This window comes from Ancylobacter novellus DSM 506 (assembly GCF_000092925.1).
GTDB lineage: Bacteria > Pseudomonadota > Alphaproteobacteria > Rhizobiales > Xanthobacteraceae > Ancylobacter > Ancylobacter novellus.
In genome coordinates this window covers 2,507,583-2,531,821 of sequence record NC_014217.1, presented here as the reverse complement: position 1 = coordinate 2,531,821, position 24,239 = coordinate 2,507,583, and the positions used below count along the sequence as shown (strand labels likewise).

Sequence of the window (24,239 nt, the reverse complement as noted above, 5' to 3'; positions counted from 1 at the left end):
AGAAGCCGATGGACGGCGGGTGAAAACTTGCTAGAAACTGTCGGAAAGAACGACAAGACCTGCGACATGTGTGGCATTTTGCAACACTCGGGAGGATCGCATGCGTCCGGACGCCTCGCCGCGCAGCGTGCTCGCCGCGCGCAAGCAGTTCTTCCAGCACGGGCGGCCGGACAGGCCGCTGGACGGGCTGGTCCCCGAGCCGATCCTGCGCTCCTGGCAGCGCTGTGCCGCGCGCGGCCTCGACAACGCCGCCCTGCCGCGCCTCGAGCCGCTGACCGCGCATGAGCTCAGCGCCATCACCGAGCGGCACGAGAGGCTGCGCCGCCTGTGCCGGCCGGAGATCGAGAGCCTCTATGCCGACGCCATGCAGACCGGCTGCGTGGTCATCCTCACCGATGCGGACGGACTGATCCTCGACGCGCTCGGCAATGCCGACTTCGCCGCCCGTGCCGCGCAGGTGGCGCTGCGCCCCGGCGTGATGTGGGGAGAGAGCTCGACCGGCACCAATGCGGTCGGCACCGCGCTGGTGGAGGGCCGGCCCATCGCCGTTCATGGCGGCGAGCATTATTACGACCCGCACGGCATCCTTTCCTGCTCGGCGGCGCCGATCCTCGACCCCTACGGTCAGACCGTCGGGGCGCTCGACCTGTCCGGGCCGGCGGCGGTGGACCACCGCCATGCGCTCGGGCTGGTGCGGCTCGCGGTGGCGCAGATCGAGCACCGCTTCTTCGACGAGGATTTCGCCGGGCGCCGCATCCTGCGGCTGCAGGCCGACCGGGCGCTGCTCGGCACGGCGCGCGAGGGCGTGCTGGTGTTCGAGGAGGACCGGCTGGTGGCGGCGAACCGCGCCGGCCTCGGCCTCGTCGGTGCCGACTGGTCGGCGCTGGGCGCGGCGCGCGCGGATGAACTCCTGGAACGGCTGCCGCGCGCGGATGGCCAGACCCATGCGCTGCGTGACGGCGCCGGCCGCCCGCTGTTCTGCCGCCTCGACGGCCCGCCGCCTTCGCGCATGATCGGCGTGCTCGCGCCCCCGGCGCGGCGCGAGCAGGGGCCGCTCTTCGCGCCCACCGAGCGCGAGGCGATCGCCCGCGCGGTGCGCATGGTGGAGGCGGACGTGCCGGTGCTGATCCGTGGCGAGACCGGCACCGGCAAGGAGCTGGCGGCGCGCGAGATCCATCGCCTGAGCACGCGCGCGGGCGGCCCCTTCGTCGCGGTGAACTGCGCCGCGGTGCCGGAGACGCTGATCGAATCCGAACTGTTCGGCTATGAGGAAGGCGCCTTCACCGGCGCCCGCCGCCATGGCCGCAAGGGCCTCTTGCGCGAGGCGCAGGGCGGCGTGCTGTTCCTCGACGAGATCGGCGACATGCCGCTCTCGCTGCAATCGCGGCTGCTGCGCGTGCTGCAGGACCGCGAGGTCGCCCCGCTCGGCGGCGGCCGGCCGGTGAAGGTGGACTTCGCGCTGCTCTGCGCCACCCATCGCGACCTCACCGCGCTGGTGGAGGCGGGCAGCTTCCGTCAGGACCTCTATTTCCGCATCGCCCATTACACGGTGGCGCTGCCGCCGCTGCGGGCGCTGCCCGACCGCGCCGGCATCGTGCGCGAACTGTGGCGGCAGCTCGTCGACGATGAGCGCCTCACTCTGACGGAAGGCTGCGCGGCCCGGCTCGCCGGCCATGGCTGGCCCGGCAATTTCCGCCAGCTCGCCGGCACGCTGCGCGCGCTGGCCGCGCTCGCCGAACCCTACCGGCCGGTGGAGGAGGCAATGCTGCCGCCGGAGATCGGCACGGCGCCGGTCTCCGCGTCGCCTTCGGCGTCGGACACCACTCTGGACGCGCTCACGGTCGAGGCGATGCGGCGCACGCTGGAGGCCTGCGGCGGCAATGTCTCGCTGGCGGCGCGCCGGCTCGGCATCAACCGCTCGACGCTCTACCGGCGGCTGTTCCACGCCTGAGCGACGGAACCCGGCGCGTCCCCGGCCCGTTGCCCCCATGACAGGAAACATGGAGGCATGCTCATGGTCCGCGATCCGCGCCGTCTCGACCAGAACCCGGTCGTCGTCGATCCCGCCAATGTCGACGCCGTGCTCGACGACCGCACGACGGCGGTGTCCGATCCGCTGGCGCCGCCGCTCGACGAGGTCGACAACGACAACCATCCGGCCGACGGCAAGCCCGCGTCGCGTACGGCCGGACGGCTGGAGCCGAAGACGCGGCGCACGGTCGACGGCTCGCCGGAGGGCACGCCGTTCAAGCCCGACGATCCGCGCCGCTGAGGCGCGGCCGCTCCTTCCCGCCTGCGCCGGCACGGTAACCCATTGCCGTGTGCCGCGTTTGCGACGGCGGCGAAAATTCGCGGCGGAATCAGCTGCTTAACGCGAGCCGCCGCGCAAGAGGCTCGACACGCCTTCCCCCCACTGTAGAGTGCCCGAAGCAGCCGCGAAGGGCCGGGAAGGGCGATGCCGTTCAACATCAGTTCCGCATCGATCCGCACGCATATCGCCCTGCTGATCGTGGTGCTGCTGGCGCCCACGCTGCTGTTCTCCGGCATATTGCTGGTCAATCTCGCCAATGCCGAGCGCAGCCGCATGGAGCAGGACGGGCGCGATACCGTCCACGCGCTCGCCACGGCGGTGGACGCCGAGCTGATCGGGCTCGAATTCACCCTGCGGGCGATGTCGGTGTCGCCTTCGCTCAAGATGGACAACCTGCGGGACTTCCACAGCTATGCGGTGGAAGTCGCCCGGTGGCGGCAGGCCACCTTCGCGCTGCGCGACCTCGACAGCCAGCAGCTGGTCAATTCGGCGGTGCCGTGGGGCACGCCGCTGCCGGAGGCGACGTCGCTGCGCGAGGCCGACCTGCAGGTGGCGGCGACCGGCCAGCCAGTGGTCTCCGCCGTCGTGCATGGGCTCATCGTCCGGCGCCCGCTCTTCGCCGTCGTCGCGCCCGTCCTGCGGGAGGGGCGGGTGGCGGCCTATCTCAGCCTCAGCGTCCCCACCACCCTCATCGGCAGCATCCTCGCCCGCCTCTCCCTCGAGCCGGGCCAGACGGCGCTGGTGCTCGACGGCAAGCAGGCGCTGGTGGCGCGCTCCGGCTCCGGCGATCCGTCGGTGGGCCAGGACATGAAGCAGCTGGGCATTCCGGGCGAAGGCCCAACGCCGGGCATAGAGCGTAACGCGACGATCGACGACGAGCTCTCCACCATCTTCTACCGGCGCTCGGCGGTTTCGGACTGGACACTCGCGGTCGCGGTGCCGCAGGCGGCGCTGGAGCGTCCGCTGCAGCGCTCGCTGCTGCTGCTGGTCGCGCTCGGCCTCGGCCTCGCCGCGCTGTCGCTCATCGCCGCCTGGGCGGTGAGCCGGCGCTTCAGCAACCCCATCCGGGCGCTGGCCCGCAATGCCGAGCGGCTCAGCCATGGCGAGCGGCTGGAGCCCGTCGGCCCCGACGTCGCCGAGCTCAGGCAGGTCGCCGACGTGCTGGAGACCAGCGGCAACGCCATACGCGAGCGCATCCGCGAGCGCGACGCGGCGCTGGAGGAGCTCGCCAAGCTCAACACCACGCTGGAGAAGCAGGTGGCGCTGCGCACGCAGGAGCTTCAGGCGGCCAACCGCCAGCTCGTCGGCGAGATGCAGCGCAGCGAGGAGAACGAGGCCAAGATCCGCCAATTGCAGAAGATGGAGGCGATCGGCCAGCTCACCGGCGGCATCGCCCACGACTTCAACAACATGCTGGCGGTGATCCTCAGCGGCCTGCATCTGGTCAAGCGGCGGCTCCAGCGCGGCGAGGGCAAGCTCGAGCCGCTGATCGACGCCGCCATCGACGGCGGCGACCGCGCGGTGCAGCTCACCGGCCGGCTGCTCGCCTTCTCGCGCCGTCAGGCGCTCTCGCCGACGCCGAGCGACGTCAACAAGCTGGTCAGCGGCATGTCCGGCCTCTTGCGCGGCTCGCTGCCGGAGACCATCGAGATCGAAATCGTGCATGGCGGCGGGCTCTGGCGCATCAATGTCGACCAGAACCAGTTCGAGAACGTGCTGCTCAACCTCGCGGTGAACGCGCGCGACGCCATGCCGGACGGCGGCAAGCTCACCATCGAGACCACCAACGCCTTCCTGGACGAATCCTATGCCACCCAGCAGCCCGAGGTGACGCCCGGGCAATATGTGCTGATCGCCGTCACCGACAACGGCTCGGGCATGGCCGAGCCGGTGATGGAGAAGGCGTTCGATCCCTTCTTCACCACCAAGCCGCCGGGGCAGGGCACCGGGCTCGGCCTCAGCCAGGTGCACGGCTTCGTCAAGCAGTCGGGCGGGCATGTGAAGATCTATTCCGAGGTCGGCCACGGCACGACGGTGAAGCTCTACTTCCCGCGCTACACCGGCGAGATGCCGGCCGAACCGGCGGCGGCCGGCGAGGTGGCCGGCGGCGGCAATGCCGAGATCGTGCTGCTGGTCGAGGACGACGCGCAGGTGCGGGCGATGAGCCGGACCATGCTCGACGAGCTCGGCTACCGCGTGATCGAGGCCGACAGCGGCGCGGCGGCGCTGCACGAGCTCGAGGCCCATCCCGAGATCCGCGTGCTGCTGACCGACGTGGTGATGCCGACCATGAACGGGCGCCAGCTCGCCAATGCGGCGCTCGCCCTGCGGCCGGACCTCAAGGTGATCTTCACCACCGGCTATACGCGCAACGCCATCATCCACAATGGCGTGCTCGACCACGGCGTGCACCTGCTGATCAAGCCGTTCACCCTCGGCGGCCTCGCCGCCAAGCTGAAGGAAGTGCTGTAGGGAACGTCACGGCTCGGTAGGTTCGGGGTCTTCGGCCGGCACGTCGGTGCGGCCCTCCACCCGGTCGCGGTAGAGCGAGGCGCGGGAGAGCAGCATCAGCGTCACCGGCGTGGTGATGGTGACGAAGACGGCGATCAGCACCTCGTGCACCAGCGGCCGGCTGCGCAGCACGGAGAAGCAGATCATCGACCCGATGAGGATGGCGCCGGTGCCGAGGGTGGCGCCGAGCGAGGGCGCGTGCAGCCGGGCATAGAAGTCCGGCAGCCGCCACAGGCCGATCGAGCCGATCAGCGTCACCAGCGCGCCACCGACGATGAGGACGGAGACCAGCAGCGCCGCCCACAGCGGCAGGTCGGGAGCCGCGCTCATTCGATCACCTCGCCGCGCATGAGGAACTTGGCGAGCGCCACCGTGCCGACGAAGCCGAGCAGGCCGATGATCAGCGCCGCCTCGAAATACAGCGTCGCGCCGCTGCGTATGCCGATGGTGATAAGCATCAGCATGGCGTTCACATAGAAGGTGTCGAGGCCGATGATGCGGTCCTGCGCGCGCGGCCCGCGGATGAAGCGCAGCGCCGCGCAGGCCATGGCGAAGCCCAGCAGCACCTGCGCCGCCGTGATCGACCAGCCGAGGATCATCGCGCTCATTCGAAGATCTCCATCAGCAGGGTCTCGTAGCGCTGCTTGATCGTGCGCACCCAATGCTTCTCGTCGACCAGGTCGAGCACATGCAGGGTGAGGACGCCGCGCGTGGGATCGTAGTGTACCCACTGCGTACCGGGCGTGCAGGTCAGCACGATGGCGAGAACGGCGAGGCCGTAGCGGTCGGTGAGATCGAGCTTCAGGCTCATGAAGCCGGAATGGGTGCGCTTCTCCTCGTCGCCGAGGATGATGCGGCCGACCGCGACATTCGAGCGGAAGACGTCGACGAAGACGCGGCCCGCCAGCCGGGCGATGGCGAGGGGGCGGCCGATGCGTGCCGGCTCGGGATCGAGCGCCACCATGGCCCAGCAGCCGCCGAAGGCGACCAGCGCGCCGAGCAGGATCTGCCCGGTCGACAGGCTCTGCGTCATCAGCAGCCACATGCCGAGCAAGGCGAGGAACAGGAAGGGATGCGGCAGCACCCGCCGGAGCAGGGTCATGGCGCGCCTCCCTGGGAGGACGCCGGCACCGGCGTGATGGGCGCGCCGGAGATCGTGCCGGCCGACGCGGAGCCGAGCACGTCGCGCGAATATTCGCTGGGCCAGTAGAGGATCTGCGCCGTCGCCTCCATGTAGCGCATGGCCGGACCGCCCATCACGGTGAGCGCCACGCAGAGGAACAGCAGCGCCCCGACCGGGATCGCCTCGATGGCGCGCACGCGCGGGATCTCGGTCTCCGTCGGCACCCACAGCGTGCGTATGCCGTTGCGGCTCATGGCGATCAGCGTGGCGAGGCCCGAGGCCATGAGCACGAAGACGAAGACCCAGTGCGAGACCGGGATATCGCCGGCCTCGTTCATCAGCGCCGAGAGCATGGCGAACTTGGCGATGAAGCCCGACAGCGGCGGCAGGCCGGCGAGCAGCGCCGTGCAGGCGACGAAGGCGCCGCCCAGTATGGCGATGGTCGCCGGAATGGCGACGCCGACCTCCTCGTCCTCGTCCTCGATGTCCTCCTCCGGGTCGCCGAAGATCTCCAGCGTGACGGCGAGCACGTCGGCGCCGGCCGCCTGGCCGCGCTCGATCAGCTCGACCAGCAGGAAATAGGCGCCGATGGCAAAGGTGGAGGTGACGAGATAGAACAGCGCGCCGGAGATCACCGCGCTGTTGCCGGTGCCGATGGCGGCGAGCAGCGTGCCGGAGGAGACCAGCACCGCATAGCCGCCGAGCCGCTGCATGGACTGCGAGGCGAGCACGCCGATGCCGCCGAAGACGATGGTGGCGAGCCCGCCATAATAGAGCCAGAGCGCGCCGAAATCGGCCGAGGCGCCGGCCTCGTCGCCGAAGCACAGCAGGAACAGGCGCAGGATCACATAGATGCCGACCTTGGTCATGATGGCGAACATGGCGGCGATGGGCGCGCAGGCGGCGGCATAGGTGGTCGGAAGCCAGAAGCTCAGCGGCCACATGCCGGCTTTCACCAGGAAAGCGATGCCGAGCACGGCCGCGCCCGCCTCCATCAGCATGCGCGACTGCGGCTCCAGCGTCGGCATCATCCGGCTGAGGTCGGCCATGTTGAGCGTGCCGGTGACGCCGTAGATCAGGCTGACGCCTATGAGGAAGAGCGAGGAGGCGACGAGGTTGATCGGGATGTAGTGCAACCCCGCGCGCACCCGCGCCGTGCCCGAGCCGTGCAGCACCAGCCCGTAGGAGGCGGCGAGCAGGATCTCGAAGAAGACGAACAGGTTGAACAGGTCGCCGGTGAGAAAGGCGCCGTTGAGGCCGGTCAGCAGCAGCAGGAACAGCGTGTAGAAGCGCGGCCCCGCCTTGTGCCAGCGCGCCATGGCGAAGAGCAGCGTGGCGCCGGCGAGCAGGGCGGTGACCAGCAGCATGAGCGCGGCGAGCCGGTCGACCACCAGAACGATGCCGAAGGGCGGCGGCCAGTTGCCGAGCGGATAGACGATGATGGTCGACCAGCGGTCGCCGGTCGGCATGTCGACCAGCGCCACCAGGGTCAGCGCGATGGCCAGCAGCGTCGCGACGGTGGCGAGGCTCACCACCATCTTGAACAGGCGCCGGCGCTCGTCGAACAGCAGCATGAAGGCGCCGACCGCCAGCGGCAGCAGGATCGGCAGGACGGCGAGGTGCTCGATGACGGGGATCATCTGTCCGGCTCCCGTCCGTCGACATGGTCGGTGCCGGTGCGCCCGCGCGCGGCGAGCAGCACGACGAGGAACAGCGCCGTCATGGCGAAGCCGATGACGATGGCGGTGAGCACCAGCGCCTGCGGCATCGGGTCGGCGAGCGTCGCCGGATCGCCCGGTGCGCCCGACTTGAGCACCGGCGGCACGTCGATGCGCACCCGGCCCATGCTGAAGATGAACAGGTTCACCGCATAGGAGATCAGCGACAGGCCGATGATCACCTGATAGGTGCGCGGGCGCAGGATCAGCCACACGCCCGAGGCGGCGAAGACGCCGATGCCGATCGCAAGGATCATCTCCATCGCATCATCTCCATCAGTCGGCCCCTTCCGCTGCCTGGGACGCGCGATTGGAGCGCAGCGACTGGTGGGCGAGGGCGATGAGCACCAGCACCGTGGCGCCGACCACCAGGGCGAACACGCCGAGGTCGAACAGCAGCGCGCTCGCCGCCGGCACCTTGCCGATGAAGGGGACGTCCAGATACTGGAAATACGAGGTCAGGAAGGGATAGCCGAACCAGAGGGAGCCGGCTCCCGTGCCCGCCGAGATGAGCAGGCCCGCCCCCATCCAGCGCAGCGGCAGCACGCGCAAATGGTCCTCCACCCAGCGTGTGCCGCTCGCCATGTACTGCACGATGAAGGCGATGGAGAGGGTGACGCCGGCGGCGAAGCCGCCGCCCGGCAGGTCGTGGCCGCGCATGAACAGATAGACCGCCATCACCGCGATCACCGGGAACAGCCAGTTCATGATGAGGCGCGGGATGAGCATGTAGTCGGTCACCGTGTCGCCGGGCGTGCGGTCGGGCGCCGCCTCGTCATAGGCGTCCTGGATGCGCTGCTGTTCCGGGCTCTCTATGCTTTCCGGCGCCGGGCGGAAGCGACGCAGCAGGGCGAAGACGGTGAGGCCGGCGAGGCACAGCACCACGATCTCGCCCATGGTGTCGAAGGCGCGGAAGTCGACGAGGATGACGTTGACGATGTTGCTGCCGCCGCCCTCCGTATAGGCGTTCTGGACGAAGAAGCGGGAGACGCTCTGCGGCAGCGGGCGGGTCATCAGGCAATAGGACAGGAAGGCCATCAGCCCGCCGAGCCCGCAGGCGATGGCGAAATCGACGTAGCGGCGCAGCAGCACCGGCAGCGGCGGGCGGGTCGGGTAGACGTCCTCGATCCGCTTGGGCAGCCAGCGCAGGCCGAGCAGCAGCAGCACGGTGGTGACGATCTCGACGAGGAGCTGCGTCACCGCCAGGTCCGGCGCCGAGAGCCAGACGAAGGTGACGCAGGTGACGAGGCCGGCGCCGCCGACCAGCACCAGCGCGGCGAAGCGATGATACTTGGCCTGGTAGGCGGCGCTGAGTGCGCAGGCGATGCCGATCGCCCAGAGAATGGCGAAGCCCGGCGCCACCCGCGTGCCCGGCAGGCCGCCGGTGCCGACCGCCCCGCCGACGATGAAGGGCGAGAGCGCCGCCACCACCGCCAGCGCCACCACGATGCGCATCTGCGCCTGCAAGCGCCGCGTGCCGAGCGTGGCTTCCGCCGCCCGCGCCCATTGCCAGGACAGCGTGACCAGCACCTTCTCGAAGATGCGCTGGCCCTTGAGCTCGCGCAGCAGCGGCGGGCCCTCGATGCCGCTGTCGAGATAGCGGCGCAGGAGGAGATAGAGCACCACGCCGCCGGCGAGCGCGATGAAGCTCATCAAGAGCGGCAGGGTGAAGCCGTGCCAGACCGCGAGGCTGTAATAGGGGACGGTGCCGTCGAGCGTGCCCTTCACCGCGGTGGCGAGGAAGGGGCCGACGGTGACGCCCGGCGCGATGCCGATCATCAGGCAGATCAGCACCAGCAGCTCGATGGGGAAGCGCATCCAGTGCGCCGGCTCGTGCGGGCGGTGGGCGAGCCCGACCGGCGGCGGGCCGAAGAACACGCCGAAGATGAAGCGCAGGGAATAGGTGACGCTGAACACGCCCGCCAGCGTCGCCCAATAGGGCAGGCTGTCGTCGAGCAGCGAGCCGGTATGGTCGGCCACCGCTTCGGCGAAGAACATCTCCTTGGAGATGAAGCCGTTGAGCAGCGGCACGCCGGCCATGGCGGCGGCGGCGACCATGGCGAGCGAGGCGGTGAAGGGCATGTAGCGGTAGAGGCCGGAGAGCTTGCGCAGATCGCGCGTGCCGGTCTCGTGGTCGATGATGCCCGCCGCCATGAACAGCGACGCCTTGAAGATGGCGTGGTTGAGCGTGTGGAAGATCGCCGCCACCGCCGCCAGCGGGCTGCCGAGGCCGAGCAGAAGGGTAATCAGCCCGAGATGGCTGATGGTGGAATAGGCGAGCAGCCCCTTCAGGTCCTGCTGGTAGATGGCGGCGAAGGCGCCGAGCAGCAGCGTCACCAGTCCGGCCGGCACGACGGTGTAGAACCAGGCGTCGGTGCCGGCCATGACCGGCCAGAGCCGCATCATCAGGAAGATGCCGGCCTTCACCATGGTGGCCGAGTGCAGATAGGCCGAGACCGGCGTCGGCGCCGCCATGGCGTGCGGCAACCAGAAATGGAACGGGAACTGCGCGCTCTTGGTGAAGGCGCCGAGCAGCACCAGCACCAGCACCAGCGCCGGCACATAGAGGTCGCTGTCGCGCAGCAATTCGCCGGAGGCGAGGATCTGGTCGACGTCGTAGCTGCCGACGATGCGTCCGATCAGCAGCACGCCGACAAGGAGGCACAGCCCGCCGGTGGCGGTGACGGTGAGCGCCATGCGCGCGCCGTCGCGCGCCGCCGCGGTGTGGTGCCAGTAGCCGATGAGCAGGAAGGAGAAGAGGCTGGTCAGCTCCCAGAAGAAGACCATCTGCACCAGATTGCCGGACACCACGATGCCGACCATCGAGCCCATGAAGGCGAGCAGGAAGGAGAAGAAGCGCGGCACCGGGTCTTCGCGCGACATGTAGTAGCGCGCATAGAGCACGACGAGCGCGCCGATGCCGAAGATCAGGATGGCGAAGAGCCAGGCCAGCCCGTCGAGCCGCAGGGTGAAGTCGAGGCCCAGGGTCGGCAGCCAGTCGATCCACAGCCGGACCGGGCCGTCATCCGCCACGCTCGCGTAGAGCCACACCACGATGGCGCTGCCCGCCACCGACACGCTCCCGGCCAGGACCGCCGCGGCGTTGCGCGCGTGGGTCGGCAGAAACCCCGCCAGCAGGCTGCCTGCGAAGGGCAGGATCAGCGCGACGAGGAGGAGCGTCTCGTGGGACATAGGTAGCGGGTGCCTCCCTTCGGGCGGATTCCTCGGTGCCTTGCGTGATTTCGCCCATTATGGTTGATTTGGGTGACCTAGCGCAAGGCAGAAACGATGGAATTGGCGCCCGAACAATGCCGCGCCGCACGCGGGCTGCTCAACTGGACGCAGGAGCACCTGGCCGAACGCGCCGGCGTCTCGCGCAGCACGGTCCGCGACTTCGAATGCCACCGCCACGTGCTGCATCGCGGCACCGAAACCCTGCTCATCCGTACCTTCGAGGATGCCGGCGTCATGCTGCTGCCGCCCGGAGAGTACGGACCGGGCGTGCGCATCCGGTGATCTGGTCCTGCTCCTCTCGACCAGGGCCGTACGATTTCTCCCTGATGAACCTCGTCCTGAGGTGCCCGGCCAATGGCTGGGCCTCGAAGGATGCTCGTCGGGGTGCGCTGAAGCGATCATCCTTCGAGGCTCGCTGCGCGAGCACCTCCGGATGAGGGTGGATCATCCTCTTGCCCTCATGGCCGGGCCTGACCCGAAGTCGGCAATTGCCGACTTCGGTCTTCCCAATACAGAACTCGGGCAAGCCCGAGTTCTGGCCACCCAGTGTCCGGGCGCAGCAAGAAAGTCTGGGTCCCCGGGTCCAGCCCGGGGATGAGGGAAGGGGACAGGGCTACTTCCACATGGCGCGCATGCGGGCGCCGATGTCGATGCGCGGGGTGTCCACCGGTCGCTGGCCCGGCTCCGCGGGAGCTGCCGGCGGCCAGGAGGTGGCGGCGAAGCGGTTCAGTATGGTCGGCGGGATGAAGCGGGTGCGCGCGGCATAGACGTGCCGGTCGCCGCGCGCGGCCTGACCGTGGGTGAAGAAGCGCTGCGGCACCATCAGGTGCAGGCTGTCCTTAGCCCGCGTCATGGCGACATAGAGCAGGCGCCGTTCCTCCTCGATCTCGTCCTTGGTGCCGACGCCGAGATCGATGGGGATGCAGCCGTCGACCACGTTGAGCACGAAGACCTTCTTCCATTCCTGCCCCTTAGCGGAATGGATGGTGGAGAGGATGACATAGTCCTCGTCGAGATGCGGCGGGCCGGCCTCGGCGCTGGTGGCGTCGGGCGGGTCCAGCGTCAGCTCGGTGAGGAAGCGCTCGCGCGAGGCATAGCCGCCGGCGATCTGCGCCAGCTGCACGAGATCGGCCTGACGGCTTGCGGCGTCCTCGTGCAGGCGCTCCAGCAGCGGCTCGTACCATTGCCACACGAGGTCGAGCTCGCCCGGCCAGCCGGCGGCCTTGCCCTTCAATTCGCTGATCATGGCGAGGAAGGCCGGCCAGTCCTGTGCCGTGCGGGCCGGGGGCGCGAAGCCTTCCAGCGCCGGCACCAGCGCATCGGAGGTGGCCACCTCGTCGAGGATGCGCCCGGCGGTGGCGGGGCCGAGGCCGTCGAGCAGCCGCAGCACGCGGAAGCCAGCGACGCGGTCGCGCGGGTTCTCGACGAAGCGCAGCGCCGCCAGCACGTCCTTCACATGGGCGGAATCGAGGAATTTCAGTCCGCCGAACTTCACGAAGGGAATGTTGCGGCGGGTGAGCTCGACTTCCAGCGGCCCCGAATGATGGGCGGCACGGAACAGCACCGCCTGCGACTTCAGCGCGATGCCGTCCTCGCGGTTCTCCAGGATGCGGGTGGCGACGAAGTTCGCCTGCTCGATCTCGTCGCGCACGCTGACCAGGATCGGCCGCTCGGTGGAGGCGCGGTCGGACCAGAGGTTCTTGGCGTAGCGCTCGGCGGCGAAGTCGATCACCGCATTGGCGGCGGCGAGGATCGGCTGGCTCGAGCGGTAGTTCTGCTCCAGCATGACGGTGTCCGCGCGGGGCGAGAAGTGCCCGGGAAAGTCGAGGATGTTGCGCACCGTGGCGGCGCGGAAGGAATAGATCGACTGCGCATCGTCGCCGACCACGGTGAGGCCGCGCCCGTCCGGCTTCAGCCCGAGCAGGATGGAGGCCTGCAGCCGGTTGGTGTCCTGATATTCGTCGATCAGCACATGGTCGAAGCGCCCGGCGAGGTCGGCGGCGATCGAGGGCTCGCCGACCATCTGCGCCCAGTAGAGCAGCAGATCGTCGTAATCGAGCACGTTTTGGCGCTGCTTGGCCTCGACATAGGCGGCGAACAGCGCCTTCAGCTCGGCGTTCCAGCCGGCACACCAGGGGAAGGCGCGGCCGATCACCTCTTCGAGCGGCTGCTCGGCATTCACCGCACGGGAATAGATGGCGATCAGCGTGCCCTTGGCGGGGAAGCGCTTCTCGGTTCTGGAGAAGCCGAGCTCGTGGCGCACGAGGTTGATGAGGTCGGCGCTGTCCTCGCGGTCATGGATGGTGAAGTTCGGGTCGAGGCCGATCTGCACCGCATAGTCGCGCAGCAGCCGCGCGCCGACGCCGTGGAAGGTGCCGGCAAAGGTCAGCCCCTCGGTGAGCACGGCCGCATTCGGGCCGAGCACATGGGCGGCGATGCGCTCGACGCGGCGCGTCATCTCGGCCGCGGCGCGGCGCGAGAAGGTCAGCAGCATGATGCGGCGCGGGTCGGCGCCGTTGACGATGAGATGGGCGACGCGGTGGGCGAGCGTGTTGGTCTTGCCCGAGCCTGCGCCGGCGATGACCAGCAGCGGCCCGCCGGTGACGTCGCCGGGACCGGCGATGCCGTGCTCGACCGCCCGCCGCTGCTGCGGGTTCAGCTTGTCGAGATAGGCGGCAGGCTGCATCGGGGCACGAATCGCTGTCGGAGAGGGCAGCGGGCAGGCAAACACGTTTCCCGTTTTGTTCGCAACCGGGGGGACGCGGCGTGGCGGTTTCAAGCACCGTCATGGCCGGGCTTGACCCGGCCATCCACGTCTTCGGGTGTTGAAGGCACTGGTCGCCGCCGGAACCGAGCTGGTTATCGCCAGCTAGCGGTGAAGACGTCGTTCCGACTTTCATCAAAACCGCCGCTGCCACCGGAGTCTCACAAAAGAAACCCGGCCTGTGGATCGGGCCGGGCTATTGCGTCTGGAAGGCGGTGTCAGCGGCGTTGCGCTATTTGCGGATCTCCTTACGGCTGACCTCCGGGAACAGCCACATGGCGATCACCATGAAGGCTCCGAGGAACAGCACCGCGTATTTCGGGCCGACCTGACCGAGATGCGCCTGCAGGGCATAGCCCGCAGCCGCGACAAGGATCACGATCAGCGAGATGGTGAGCTTCACAATTGTGGGCATGGCTGGCTCCGTTTTCCGGGCGTGACGGGTGGTGTTGGTTCATGGCGTTTCCTCTCCCGTGTTCACACCAGGGGCGCGAGAACTTCGCCGCCGACCTGGTAGAGCGCGGCAAGGGCGCCCATCTGGGCGAGCGCCATGATGGCGAGGACGGCGCGGCCATCCTTCCAGCGCTCCGGCCAGATCTCGAACGAGGCCGGCGCGAACAGGAAGGCGAGGCCCGCCACCACGATGACGCTGGTGACGCGCAGCTCGATCAGGCCGAAGGCGAGGGTGAACCCCACCAGCACCAGCATCAGCGCGCCGTTGAGGAGCGCGAGGGCGGGACTGGAGGCCTGCCCGCGCTCCTTCGCGGCGCTGAGCGGGAACGAGCCCGAGAGGATGAGGAAGCCGACGCAGCACAGCGTCGAGAACAGGGCGAACCAGGCAAGCGCGATCACGTTCGGCTCGAGTGCGGCCATGACGGTCTCCTTGAGGCTGTGAGCAGGAAGGCCGCGCGCTATTCGGCGGGCTGCCGGGTCATGGAACCGGCTGCGGCATCGGCTCCGGCGGGCCGCGGCGTGCGCGAGGTCTTGCGCATGTCCCGCTTGATGTAGCGGGTGTCGTAGCCGTTGAAGAGATGGCCGAGGAAGCCGCGATCGAGATCCGAGGTGCCGAACGCCCAGTCCATGATCGGGAAGGTGAGGTTCATGTTCCTCTCCATCATGATCGACTGGTTGTGGTGCGCGGCATGGTGGCGCCGGTTCGTGTTGATGAACGGCATGTTCCGCACGAACCAGTTCTCGTCGATATGCGTGGTGAAGTGCATGAACTCGTAGAGCAGGTACACCGAGGTCGTGGTGGTGATGAACAGCCAGCCGACATTGGGCGAGACCAGCCAGGACAGCACCACGGCGCCGGGGATCGACATCAGCGTGAAGGTCACCAGCGCATAGGGCGGGAAGAAGGTGACGCGCCAGTCGTGATGATCGGCGAAGCGCATCTCCTCCTCGGTGAAGAACTGATGGTGCATCAGCGTGTGGCGGTTATAGACCGCGCGCAGCAGCGGGATGCGCGAGGGCCGGTGCATCACGTAGCGGTGCAGCGCCCATTCAAAGAAATTGCAGAACAGGAACACCACCGGGACGGTGAGCCACTCCCACCACGCCACATTCGCGATGTTCGAGACGTACACGTAAAGGGCGGTGAAGCCGATCGTGTAGATCACCGCGATGTGCAGCCAGCCATTGTACCAGCCGGCGACGCGCTCGCGGTAGGTGGCGCGGTATTTCCTCTGGCGCTCGGTCATCGAGCTGACGGCGAGTTCCATGTCGTCCTCCTTGGCGGGCATTTTCTGAAGGCGTGAGCGTCTGGGCCGCGCGCTATCCGCGCTGTTGCCCTACGACAAGAATGCATCTAACATATCAGTGTTACATTAGATGGCAAGCCGCTTGATCGCCCGCCCCTGAAGATCGGGAAAATGGCAGTGTTCCGGTCGGTTGCGCCATCGCGGCGCCGTCCCGCGGCGCTGGAGAACACGCTTCCGGGAGAGAAAGATGAGCCTGAGCTACCGGGCCGCGGTGCTGCACGAGGCGCACGCGCCGCTCACCATCGAGACCGTGATCGCCGAACCGCTTCGCGCCTCCGACGTGCTGGTGCGCATCAAAGCGGCGGGGCTGTGCCACACCGATCTCGAGGTGATCGAGGGCGGTCTGCGCTACCCCATGCCGATCGTGCTCGGCCATGAGGCGGCAGGCATCGTAGAGGAGGTCGGGCCGGACGCGCGCGGGGTGAAGCCGGGCGACCATGTGGTGCTGTCCTGGAACCCGCATTGCGGCGGCTGCTTCTACTGCGACCGCTCGCTGCCGATCCTGTGCGAGGGCTATCTCAGCGAGGGGCCGAAGGCGCTGGCCTTCGACGGCGCGCCGCGGGCAAGGCTCGCCGACGGCCGCGAACTGCGCCAACTGATGTTCCTCGGCGCCTTCGGCGAGTACTGCATCGTGCCGGACCAGCAGGCGATTCCGGTGCCGCGCGAGATCCCGTTCGATCGCGCCTGTCTGATCGGCTGCGGGGTGATGACCGGGGCAGGGGCGGCGATGAACATCGCCTCGATATCACCCGGCGACACCGTGATGGTGCTGGGCTGCGGCGCGGTAGGGCTGGCGGCGGTGCAGGGCGCGCGGCTGGCCGGCGCCGGCGAGATCATCGCGGTCGACCTCAGCGACGACAAGCTCGACCTTGCCGCCGTCATGGGCGCAACCCGGCTGGTCAATGCCACCCGCGGAGACGCGACGGACGTCGCGCGGGCGGCCACGAAGGGGCGCGGCGCCGATGTGGTGCTGGAATCGGCGGGAAGTCCCGCCGCTTTCCGCACCAGTGCCGAGGCGGTGCGGCCCGGCGGCGAGGTGATCTGGCTCGGCAAGATCGATGTGGCGAAGGACGTCGCCTTCCGCTGGGGCTCGCTGATGGGCGAGAAGCGCATCCGCCGCTCCTCCTATGGCGGCGCACGACCGGAACGGGATTTCCCGCTGTTGGCAAAGGGCTATCTCGACGGGCGGCTGAAGCTTGACGAACTCATCACCGCCCGCATCGCGCTCGACGAGATCAATGACGGCTTCGCCGCGTTGAAGCGCGGCGAGGCGATCCGCAGCGTCATCATGTTCGATTAGCCGGCTATATAGCGATGCTCACGGGTGCATGGGCCTGCCGGCTGTCGTTCGGCGCCTGCGCGCGGTCGCTCAGGCCGTAGTCGCGCGACACCTCGGCAATGCGCAGCCGGTAGTCGCGGAACACGCCGTGGCGCCCCTCGGCCTGCGCCTTTCGGTGATTGGCGCGGTTGCGCCATTGGCGGACCGCTTCCTCGTCGCGCCAGATCGACAGCGAGAGCATCTTTTCCGGGTCGGTGAGGCTCTGGAAGCGCTCGACCGAGATGAAGCCGTCGACCTCGGCGAGGTCGGCGCGCAGCGCGGCGGCGATGTCGAGATAGTGCTGGCGCTCGCCCTCGGCGGGCCAGACCTCGAAAATCACGGCGATCATGGCGGGGCTCCCTTCCCTCATTTCTCGCTTTCGCGGTTGGTATTGCCGGTCATCCTGCTGCCGCGCCGGGCGTCGTGTAAAGCTCCGGCGGCGTGAAATATCCTGAAGATATGTCAGTTCGATTGTTTCCGACGCGGTAGCCGGGTTCACCCGTCGGCGTCGCAAAACCCAGGCGCAGCATCGCTTTGCGAGCGAACGCAGGCGTCGTCGAGCGATCACAAATTGATCTAAGTCAAAATTATTCCTTGCCAGACATTCAGTCTGCATATTTATGATATGTCAGGACCTACGGCGGGCATAAGACCCGCGAGGGGAGGAAATCAATGAATCTCAACCGCCGCTCCGTGCTGCGGGGGATCGGTGCTGCCGGTCTTGCCGCTTCCGTGCCGGGTGTCTTCGCTCCGGCTATCGCCCAATCCAAACCTGTCCGCATCGGCATTCTCGCCCCGCGCTCCGGCGCCATGGGTACGGTCGGCGAATGCGGCATCCGCGCGGTGCAGTGGGCCGCCGAGCGCATGAACAAGGACGGCGGCATCGCCGGCCGCCCGGTCGAGCTGGTCTTCGAGGAGGAGACTTCCCCGAAGGACACGATCGAGCGCTTCCGCCGCCTGGTGCTTCAGGAGAAGGTGGACTGCGTGCAGGGCCTGATCTCCACCGGCGTTTCCATGGGCGTCGCCCCGGTCGCCGAGGAAGAGCAGGCGCTGCTCATCATGTGGGACGGAACCACCCAGGACGGCGTGAAGGAGGCGATGCCCAAGGCGCGCTACGTGTTCCGCTCCACCGACAATGAGTGCGAGGCGGTCATGTCCTCGCTGCTGTCGGTCAAGTATTTCGGCAACAAGATCAAGCGTGTCGCCGGCATCAATCCCGACTACTCCTACGGGCGCAACAACTGGGAGGCGTTCCGGCAGATCCTCACCCGCGCGGGCGTGCAATACGAGGTGGTGGCCGAGCAGTGGCCCAAGGTCGGCACCATGGACCTCACCTCGCACATCGCGGCGCTGAAGGCGGCCAAGCCCGACTTCATCTTCTCGTCCATGCTGTTCGCCGATCTGCCGGTGTTCATGAAGCAGGGCAGCGCCGCCGGGCTGTTCGAGGGCGTGAACCTCGCGCTTCCCGCCGCCGGCTGGCAGCTCAACCAGCTCAAGAAGAGCTTCATGCCGGAGAACATTATCTTCGGGCACAACACGCTCTATTTCGCGCTGCCCGACGCCTCGCCGCTGCAGAAGGCCTTCGTCGCGGACTATATGGACCGCTACAAGGAGGCCCCGCACTGGGAGGCCGACCGCGCCTATTTCGCGCTCGCCGCCTACAAGGCCGGCACCGAGGCGGCGGCCAAGGCGACGGGCCGCTGGCCGAAGCTCGACGAGATCATCGATTCAATCCCGAAACAGGAAGTGCATAGCCTCGGCGGACCGGGGCGCTTCCGCGCCGACAAGATCGCCGAGCAGGTGTTCTATCAGGGCCTGTCGACCAACGAGAACAATTACGACTTCCCGACGCTGAAGACCGTGAACGCCTACACCGCCGACCAGCTCCAGAAGCCGCCGGGAATGGACTTCTGGGAGTGGCTCAAGACCGCCAAGCTGCCGGCCTGAGGGAGCGACATGGCAATCCTTATCGACATGATCCTCGGCGGCGTTTTCCACGCCGCCGTGGTCTTCCTCGTCGCTGCCGGCCTCCAGCTGGTGTTCGGCGTGCAGAAGATCGTCAACCTCGCCTGCGGCTCGTTCTACGCGCTCGGGGCCTATTTCGGCATCACCGCCGTCGCGGCGGCCGCGGCGATGGGGCTTCCCGGTATCGTCGTGCTGCCGGTGCTGATCCTCGCCGGTCTTGCCATCGGGCTGATCGGCCTGCCGGTCGAGCGGCTGCTGCGCACCGTCTACGAGCGCGACGAGAGCCACCAGCTGCTGCTGACCTTCGGCCTGCTGCTGGTGTTCCAGGACATGATGCGGTTCCTGTGGGGGCCGACGCCGCTCACGCTGGACAACGCCTATCTCGCCTATGGCACCGCCGAGATCGCGGGCATCCGGGTGCCGACCTATAATCTCCTGGTCATCGCCGCCTCGATCGCCATTGCCGGCGGGCTGGGCTGGTTCCTCCAGCGCACCCGCACCGGGCGCATCATCCGCGCCACGGCCGAGAACCGCGAAATGTCGGAGGGCCTCGGCGTCAACTCCAAGCGCATCTTCGCGGCGGTGTTCACGGTGGGCTGCATGCTCGGCACGGTGGGCGGCGCGCTGGTGGTGCCGGCCTCGGCCGCCTCGCTGGAAATGTCGGTCGAACTCGTGGTCGAGGCCTTCGCCGTGGTGGTCATCGGCGGGCTCGGCTCTATGCGCGGGGCGATGGCCGGCGCGCTGATCGTCGGCCTGATCCGCGCCGTCGCGATCATGGTGCTGCCGGAGGCGGAAATCCTCTCGATCTACGTGGTCGTCATCGCGGTGCTGATCCTGCGCCCGGCCGGCCTGTTCGGAAAGGCGATGGCATGAGTGCTCCCCATATCGTCGAGAGCACGCGGTTGGCGCGCTCGCCTTCGAAAGCGACGAGGGCCTCCGGCCTCTGGGCTCTCCTGGTGATCCTCGCGGCGATGGCGGCCCTGCCGTTCTTCGCCTCCACCTACACGCTGACCCTGATGGTGCCATTCTTCGCGCTCGCCATCGCCTTGCTCGGCTTCAACCTGTTGTTCGGCTACACCGGACTGCTCTCCTTCGGCCACGCCATGTTCCTGGGCATCGGCGCCTATACCGCGGCGGTGATGACCTCGAAGCTCGGCGTGCAGTCCTTCGAGCTGATCCTGCTGGTCTCGATCCTCGTCTCGGTGATCATCGCCATCCCGGTCGGCTTCCTGTGCGTGCGCTACACCCGCATCTTCTTCGGCATGCTGACGCTGGCTTTCGGCATGCTGTTCCACTCGGTGCTGTACAAGTTCTACGGCCTCACCGGCGGCGACCAGGGCATGCGGGTGCTGCGCCCGCTGCTGTTCGGCATGGAGTTCGAGGGCGGCAAGACCGCCTTCCTTACCGGGCCGTTCTACTATTACGCCCTCGGCCTGCTCGGGGCTCTCGGCCTCATCATGTGGCGCATCGTGCGCTCGCCCTTCGGCCTGCATCTCCAGGCGATCCGCGAGAACGCGCAGAAGGCGGCCTATCTCGGTGTCCAGGTCACCCGCATGCGCCTCGCCGCCTATGTCATCTCAGGCCTTTACGGCGCCATTGGCGGAGCGATCCTCGCCATCACCATCGGCCTTGCGGATCCGGAGATCGTCTACTGGACCCAGTCCGGCAACCTCGTCTTCATGGCGGTGCTCGGCGGTTCCGGGGCCTTCATCGGTCCGGTGGTCGGCTCGCTCGCCTTCGTCCTGCTGCAGGACACGGTGATGTCGATCACCCAGTACTGGCGTTTCGTGATGGGCGCGGTGCTGATCCTTCTTGTCGTGTTCTTCCCCGGCGGCCTGTCCGGCATCGCGGGAAGCCTCCTCCACCGCTTCAAGCGCGGGAGCTGAACCATGACGGCGCTTCTCGAAGCCAACACCGTCTGCAAGAGCTACGGCGATTTCCACGCCCTGACCGATGTCTCGATCTCGATCAATGACGGCGAGTTCATCTCCATCGTCGGGCCGAATGGCGCGGGCAAGAGCACGCTGGTGAATGTGCTCACCGGCCTGCTCAAGCCGACCTCGGGACAGGTTTCTTTCCGCGGCAGCGACATTGGCGGCATCGGCCCGGTGGAACTGGCGCGGCGCGGCATGGCGCGCGGCTTTCAACTGGTGAACATCTTCCCCGAGCTCACCGTGCGCGAGACGCTGTGCGTCGCCGCCTCCTCGCGGCTGAAACGCACCATCAATCCGCTGCGCAGCCTGATCCGCGACCGCGAGGTGCATGATGCCGTGGAGGAGGTGGCGGATATCTTCAACCTGCGCCACCGGCTCGACCAGCGCGCCCGCGCCCTCTCTCAGGGCGAGAAGAAGCTGCTCGATGTCGCCAGCGCCTTCGCGCTGAAGCCGGAGCTGATCCTGATCGACGAGCCGACCTCCGGGGTCTCCACCGGCGACAAGCACGCCATCATGGAGCTCTTGATCGCCGCCTGCCGCAAGGCGGGGGTACGGGCGATCATCCAGGTCGAGCACGACATGGATCTCGTCGCCCGCTACTCCGACCGCATCGTCGCGCTTCAGGCCGGGCGTGTGCTGGCCAATGAGAAGCCGGAAACCTTCTTCAAGGATCCGGCGCTGATCGCCGCGGTGGTCGGCACCCGCCCGCCGCAGATGAAGCACAAGGCCTCGAATGCGGCTGCCAGCTTCGCTTCCGCGACCAGTCATTGAGGAGCCTCCTATGCTGAAGATCTCCGGCCTCAAGGTCGATATTGCCGGCAGCCGCATCCTCAACGGCCTCGACCTCACGGTGGAGCCGGGCGAGCTGGTCTGCCTGATCGGGCGCAACGGCGCCGGCAAGACCACGACCTTCCGCACCATCATGGGTCATCGCGCGCCGGTCGCCGGCGCGATCAGCTTCAAGGGGCAGGACCTCGTCGGGATGCCCACTTACAAGATCGCGCAGCTCGGCATCGGCTATTCGCCGGAGGAATCCGACGTCTATGCCGATCTCACCGTCGCAGAGAACATCGCGCTGCCGACATGGACCCGACCTTCTCCTCTCTCGGAGGAGGAGCGGGTGGAGCGTTCGCTGAAGGTGTTCCCCAAGCTGCGGCAATATCTGGCGCGCGGCGGCCAGCAGCTCTCCGGCGGCGAGCGCAAGATGGTCTCCGTCGCCCGCGCGCTGGCGCTGGACCCGAGCCTCCTCCTGCTCGACGAGCCGTTCGAGGGGCTGTCGCCGGCGATCATCCCGATGATCTCGGAGGGCATTGCCTCGATCCGCGCCATGGGCGAGGCGGTGCTGATGGCCGAGTCCAACGTCCATCACCTGCCGGATTATGTCGACCGGCTCTATGTGGTCGAGCGTGGCGAGATGATCTTCGAGGGTACGCTGGCGCAGGCCCATGCCGACCGCGCGGTGATGCGCGTCATCGCCGGCGAAGTGGAGATGGAGCACGCGTAAGGCGCGTGCTCAATTCTTGTATCTTCAATCGTCCAGCGTCTTGCGGGCGAAGGATTCGATGTAGTCGATCAGCTTGTCGGAGGCGGCGGCGGCTTTCTCGCCGTCACGTTCCGCAATCGCGGCGGCGAGTTCGGCGTGGAGCTGCGCGGCCAGCGGCAGGTCCGCCACGCGCTTGTAGTGCTGGTACCAGAAGCGGCGGGAGAGCGCGTGCATCAGCCCCATGGAGCGGCTGGCGAATTCGTTGCGCGCGGCATCGGAGACCAGCGTGTTCAGCGTGCGGTCAAGCCGCATGAACTCGATGCCATCCGAGCGCGCGGCGGCATCCTGCATGCCCTTGGCGATCTGAGCGAACTGCTCGCATTCCTCGTCGCTGGCGCGTTCGGCGGCGAGTTCGGCCATCAGCCGCTCCAGCACGCGGCGGGTCTCCAGCAGGCGAAGCTGGGTGCGCAGATTGATCTCGGAGACCAGCACGCCGCGGCGGGGCAGCACCACCACCAGCCCATCGCGGGCGAGCCGCTGCAGCGCCTCGCGGATCGGGGTGCGGCCGATATTCAGCCGCTGCGCCAAGGTCAGCTCGGACAGCACCGTGCCGGGCGGAAGCTGGAGCGTCGAGATCAGCTCCTCGAGCTGGCGATAGGCGCGGTCGGTGAGCGTGAGATCCTCGGCCTCGAGACTCGCCTCGTTACGCCGGCCGCGCCCGCCGCCGGTCTTCCGACCGTCGGTCTTGCGCACATTGGGGGCGCGCTTGGTGCCTGCTGGCGGCATGGGGAACTCCGGGTGCAACGGGCCGCCGGGGAAGCCGGCGGAAGGTGTGGCCGATGCTGAGATATCACTGAGTCGTCTTCAGCCTATCAGAGCGCGCGGCGGCATAAAGGCGCAACACGCTCTGCGCGAAACGGGCGGGATCCTCAGCCATGAGATTGTGGCCGGCGCCCGGCCAGACCTCCAGCGACGCATTTGGGATACTGGCGGCGATGAGCCGGCCATGATCGAGCGGGCACTGGTCGTCCAGTTCGCAGTGCAGCACTCGAGTAGGCAGCTCGATCTGCGTGAGCACGGGACGCAGATCCGCTGCGCGTACCGAGGCCCAGGCGCCGGCAACGGCGGTTGACGTGGCATAGGCGGTGAGGCCGAGCCGGGCCGCCCGCGCGCGCGCCTCCTGCGCGACGCCTTCGGTCGTCTCGGCATGAAACCACACCGCCTCGTTGCCGGGATGCGCGGTGCCGCTGGCCAATAACAGCCCGTCAAGCTTCGCCGAGCCGAAGCGCGCGATGTAGGTCAGCGTCACCAGCACGCCCATGCTCCAGCCGACCAGCGTCACCGGGCCCGGGGCGGAGGCGATCACCGCGGCAAGGTCATCGGCGAAATGACCGAGGGTATAGGCGGCGGTATCGTCCGGGCTTGGCGAACGCCCGCGTCCGCGCAGGTTTGGCATGAGAACGGCGCGCCCGCTATCGAGTCGCGGCGCGATCCCCGCCCACGCGGCCGCCGTTCCCTGAATGCCGTGGACCAGCACGAAGGAACCATTGGCGGGATCCGCCTGACCATGGGCGACGAAGCACTCCACCGCGCCGGCAGGCGCCGCGACGAACTGCGAGACGAACGACGCCATGGAGAAGGCTCAGGCCGCGCGGGCGGTAAGGACGGCCTCGATATCGGCCGTGGTGAATTCCCACTCATTGCCGAAATTGGCGACCACATCGCGCATGAAGCGGTCGTAGTTCTGCAGGGCAAGCGCGGCGGAGCCGAAATGATCGGCAAGGATCGCCAGGGCGAGTTGGGCCGGGGCGACGCCCTCGTAGCTCCACTCGAATCCGTCGCGGCTGATCTCCTTGATGTCGGTGCGCTCCGGCAGCGGCGCACCGTCCACCGTCACCGCCACGCCATCGATGGTCCTGTCCCCACGATATGTCTTCATGATCTTCATCCATCAACTACCGACATCTGACATATTACATGTCTCTCTCATGTTCGGCAATCGGGTTTTGCGGATGAAGCCATTCCAGCGGTCCATGCCGCCATGCGCGTCGACGATCTCGGAGAAAAGCGTGTTCATGCCGGCTCCGCCTGCGCCGCGGACCTTCCGCGGATAGCGAG

At 67.9% G+C, this 24,239-nt stretch carries 25 protein-coding genes; 10 read left to right on the top strand and 15 right to left on the bottom strand.

The annotated features are described in order from the left end of the window. Nucleotides 1-100: 100 nt before the first annotated feature. From SNOV_RS12045 to SNOV_RS12035, 3 genes are all read left to right on the top strand, one after another. Nucleotides 101-1,951 (top strand): sigma-54-dependent Fis family transcriptional regulator, encoded by a 1,851-nt coding sequence (locus tag SNOV_RS12045; protein WP_013167213.1) that lies wholly within the window; start codon nucleotides 101-103, stop codon nucleotides 1,949-1,951. A 57-nt stretch (nucleotides 1,952-2,008) separates the two neighbouring features. Beyond that, entirely contained in the window at nucleotides 2,009-2,272 is a 264-nt protein-coding gene (locus SNOV_RS12040; RefSeq protein ID WP_244412743.1) for a hypothetical protein, read from the top strand. A 183-nt stretch (nucleotides 2,273-2,455) separates the two neighbouring features. Then, complete coding sequence (locus SNOV_RS12035; RefSeq protein ID WP_013167211.1) at nucleotides 2,456-4,783, top strand: ATP-binding protein; 2,328 nt, start codon at nucleotides 2,456-2,458, stop codon at nucleotides 4,781-4,783. A gap of 6 nt (nucleotides 4,784-4,789) precedes the next feature. On the opposite strand, the gene mnhG is transcribed toward SNOV_RS12035, so the two are convergent. Genes mnhG through SNOV_RS12005 form a run of 6 tightly spaced genes read right to left on the bottom strand, consistent with a single transcriptional unit; the run spans nucleotide 4,790 to nucleotide 10,855 of the window. After that, nucleotides 4,790-5,152 (bottom strand): monovalent cation/H(+) antiporter subunit G, encoded by a 363-nt coding sequence (gene mnhG, locus SNOV_RS12030; RefSeq protein ID WP_013167210.1) that lies wholly within the window; start codon nucleotides 5,150-5,152, stop codon nucleotides 4,790-4,792. Continuing rightward, nucleotides 5,149-5,430: a K+/H+ antiporter subunit F gene (locus SNOV_RS12025; RefSeq protein WP_013167209.1), complete on the bottom strand. Its 282-nt coding sequence runs from the start codon at nucleotides 5,428-5,430 to the stop codon at nucleotides 5,149-5,151. The genes mnhG and SNOV_RS12025 overlap by 4 nt, the downstream gene beginning before the upstream one ends. After that, nucleotides 5,427-5,924, bottom strand: coding sequence for a Na+/H+ antiporter subunit E (locus SNOV_RS12020; RefSeq protein WP_013167208.1), 498 nt, complete (start codon nucleotides 5,922-5,924; stop codon nucleotides 5,427-5,429). Before SNOV_RS12020 ends, SNOV_RS12025 begins: the two co-directional genes overlap by 4 nt. Beyond that, nucleotides 5,921-7,585, bottom strand: coding sequence for a monovalent cation/H+ antiporter subunit D (locus SNOV_RS12015; RefSeq protein ID WP_013167207.1), 1,665 nt, complete (start codon nucleotides 7,583-7,585; stop codon nucleotides 5,921-5,923). The genes SNOV_RS12020 and SNOV_RS12015 overlap by 4 nt, the downstream gene beginning before the upstream one ends. Continuing rightward, complete coding sequence (locus SNOV_RS12010; protein ID WP_013167206.1) at nucleotides 7,582-7,926, bottom strand: Na+/H+ antiporter subunit C; 345 nt, start codon at nucleotides 7,924-7,926, stop codon at nucleotides 7,582-7,584. The genes SNOV_RS12015 and SNOV_RS12010 overlap by 4 nt, the downstream gene beginning before the upstream one ends. A 13-nt stretch (nucleotides 7,927-7,939) precedes the next feature. Beyond that, the gene (locus tag SNOV_RS12005) at nucleotides 7,940-10,855 is read right to left on the bottom strand and encodes a monovalent cation/H+ antiporter subunit A (protein ID WP_013167205.1); all 2,916 of its coding nucleotides are present in this window, start codon (nucleotides 10,853-10,855) and stop codon (nucleotides 7,940-7,942) included. Between the two features lie 96 nt (nucleotides 10,856-10,951). On the opposite strand from SNOV_RS12005, the gene SNOV_RS12000 reads away from it, so the two are divergent. Continuing rightward, nucleotides 10,952-11,179 (top strand): helix-turn-helix domain-containing protein, encoded by a 228-nt coding sequence (locus tag SNOV_RS12000; RefSeq protein ID WP_013167204.1) that lies wholly within the window; start codon nucleotides 10,952-10,954, stop codon nucleotides 11,177-11,179. Nucleotides 11,180-11,510: 331 nt separating this feature from the next. On the opposite strand, the gene SNOV_RS11995 is transcribed toward SNOV_RS12000, so the two are convergent. From SNOV_RS11995 to SNOV_RS11980, 4 genes are all read right to left on the bottom strand, one after another. Next, nucleotides 11,511-13,583 carry an ATP-dependent helicase gene (locus SNOV_RS11995; protein WP_013167203.1) on the bottom strand — a complete coding sequence of 691 codons (2,073 nt, stop codon included), beginning with the start codon at nucleotides 13,581-13,583 and terminating at the stop codon, nucleotides 11,511-11,513. A 310-nt stretch (nucleotides 13,584-13,893) separates the two neighbouring features. After that, the gene (locus SNOV_RS11990; RefSeq protein ID WP_013167202.1) at nucleotides 13,894-14,076 is read right to left on the bottom strand and encodes a hypothetical protein; all 183 of its coding nucleotides are present in this window, start codon (nucleotides 14,074-14,076) and stop codon (nucleotides 13,894-13,896) included. Nucleotides 14,077-14,138: 62 nt separating this feature from the next. Further along, on the bottom strand, nucleotides 14,139-14,534 hold the full coding sequence (locus SNOV_RS11985) for a hypothetical protein (protein ID WP_013167201.1): 396 nt from the start codon (nucleotides 14,532-14,534) through the stop codon (nucleotides 14,139-14,141). Nucleotides 14,535-14,572: 38 nt separating this feature from the next. Further along, a complete protein-coding gene (locus tag SNOV_RS11980) occupies nucleotides 14,573-15,382 on the bottom strand; it encodes a sterol desaturase family protein (RefSeq protein ID WP_013167200.1) in 810 nt (269 codons plus the stop codon). Between the two features lie 226 nt (nucleotides 15,383-15,608). Between SNOV_RS11980 and SNOV_RS11975 the strand changes: the two genes are divergently transcribed. Then, the gene (locus SNOV_RS11975; RefSeq protein ID WP_013167199.1) at nucleotides 15,609-16,721 is read left to right on the top strand and encodes a Zn-dependent alcohol dehydrogenase; all 1,113 of its coding nucleotides are present in this window, start codon (nucleotides 15,609-15,611) and stop codon (nucleotides 16,719-16,721) included. Between the two features lie 4 nt (nucleotides 16,722-16,725). On the opposite strand, the gene SNOV_RS11970 is transcribed toward SNOV_RS11975, so the two are convergent. Then, entirely contained in the window at nucleotides 16,726-17,088 is a 363-nt protein-coding gene (locus tag SNOV_RS11970) for an antibiotic biosynthesis monooxygenase family protein (RefSeq protein ID WP_013167198.1), read from the bottom strand. 323 nt (nucleotides 17,089-17,411) lie between these two features. On the opposite strand from SNOV_RS11970, the gene SNOV_RS11965 reads away from it, so the two are divergent. From SNOV_RS11965 to SNOV_RS11945, 5 genes are read left to right on the top strand one after another with little or no spacing between them, the layout of a single operon-like run. Then, nucleotides 17,412-18,686 carry an ABC transporter substrate-binding protein gene (locus SNOV_RS11965; RefSeq protein ID WP_013167197.1) on the top strand — a complete coding sequence of 425 codons (1,275 nt, stop codon included), beginning with the start codon at nucleotides 17,412-17,414 and terminating at the stop codon, nucleotides 18,684-18,686. 9 nt (nucleotides 18,687-18,695) lie between these two features. After that, the gene (locus SNOV_RS11960) at nucleotides 18,696-19,577 is read left to right on the top strand and encodes a branched-chain amino acid ABC transporter permease (RefSeq protein WP_013167196.1); all 882 of its coding nucleotides are present in this window, start codon (nucleotides 18,696-18,698) and stop codon (nucleotides 19,575-19,577) included. Beyond that, nucleotides 19,574-20,590: a branched-chain amino acid ABC transporter permease gene (locus SNOV_RS11955; protein WP_013167195.1), complete on the top strand. Its 1,017-nt coding sequence runs from the start codon at nucleotides 19,574-19,576 to the stop codon at nucleotides 20,588-20,590. Before SNOV_RS11960 ends, SNOV_RS11955 begins: the two co-directional genes overlap by 4 nt. A 3-nt stretch (nucleotides 20,591-20,593) precedes the next feature. Then, nucleotides 20,594-21,409, top strand: a complete 816-nt coding sequence (locus tag SNOV_RS11950) for an ABC transporter ATP-binding protein (protein ID WP_013167194.1) — start codon at nucleotides 20,594-20,596, stop codon at nucleotides 21,407-21,409. A 10-nt stretch (nucleotides 21,410-21,419) separates the two neighbouring features. Beyond that, entirely contained in the window at nucleotides 21,420-22,142 is a 723-nt protein-coding gene (locus tag SNOV_RS11945) for an ABC transporter ATP-binding protein (RefSeq protein WP_013167193.1), read from the top strand. Between the two features lie 24 nt (nucleotides 22,143-22,166). Here SNOV_RS11945 and SNOV_RS11940 read toward each other — a convergent pair whose 3' ends face one another. The 4 genes from SNOV_RS11940 to SNOV_RS24245 all read right to left on the bottom strand — a co-directional run bounded on the left by SNOV_RS11940 (nucleotide 22,167) and on the right by SNOV_RS24245 (nucleotide 24,198). Then, a complete protein-coding gene (locus SNOV_RS11940; protein WP_013167192.1) occupies nucleotides 22,167-22,907 on the bottom strand; it encodes a GntR family transcriptional regulator in 741 nt (246 codons plus the stop codon). Between the two features lie 64 nt (nucleotides 22,908-22,971). Next, nucleotides 22,972-23,754, bottom strand: a complete 783-nt coding sequence (locus tag SNOV_RS11935; protein ID WP_013167191.1) for an alpha/beta fold hydrolase — start codon at nucleotides 23,752-23,754, stop codon at nucleotides 22,972-22,974. Between the two features lie 9 nt (nucleotides 23,755-23,763). Next, complete coding sequence (locus SNOV_RS11930) at nucleotides 23,764-24,060, bottom strand: DUF6166 domain-containing protein (RefSeq protein ID WP_013167190.1); 297 nt, start codon at nucleotides 24,058-24,060, stop codon at nucleotides 23,764-23,766. Between the two features lie 12 nt (nucleotides 24,061-24,072). Further along, a complete protein-coding gene (locus SNOV_RS24245) occupies nucleotides 24,073-24,198 on the bottom strand; it encodes a hypothetical protein (protein ID WP_013167189.1) in 126 nt (41 codons plus the stop codon). Nucleotides 24,199-24,239 lie beyond the last annotated feature (41 nt).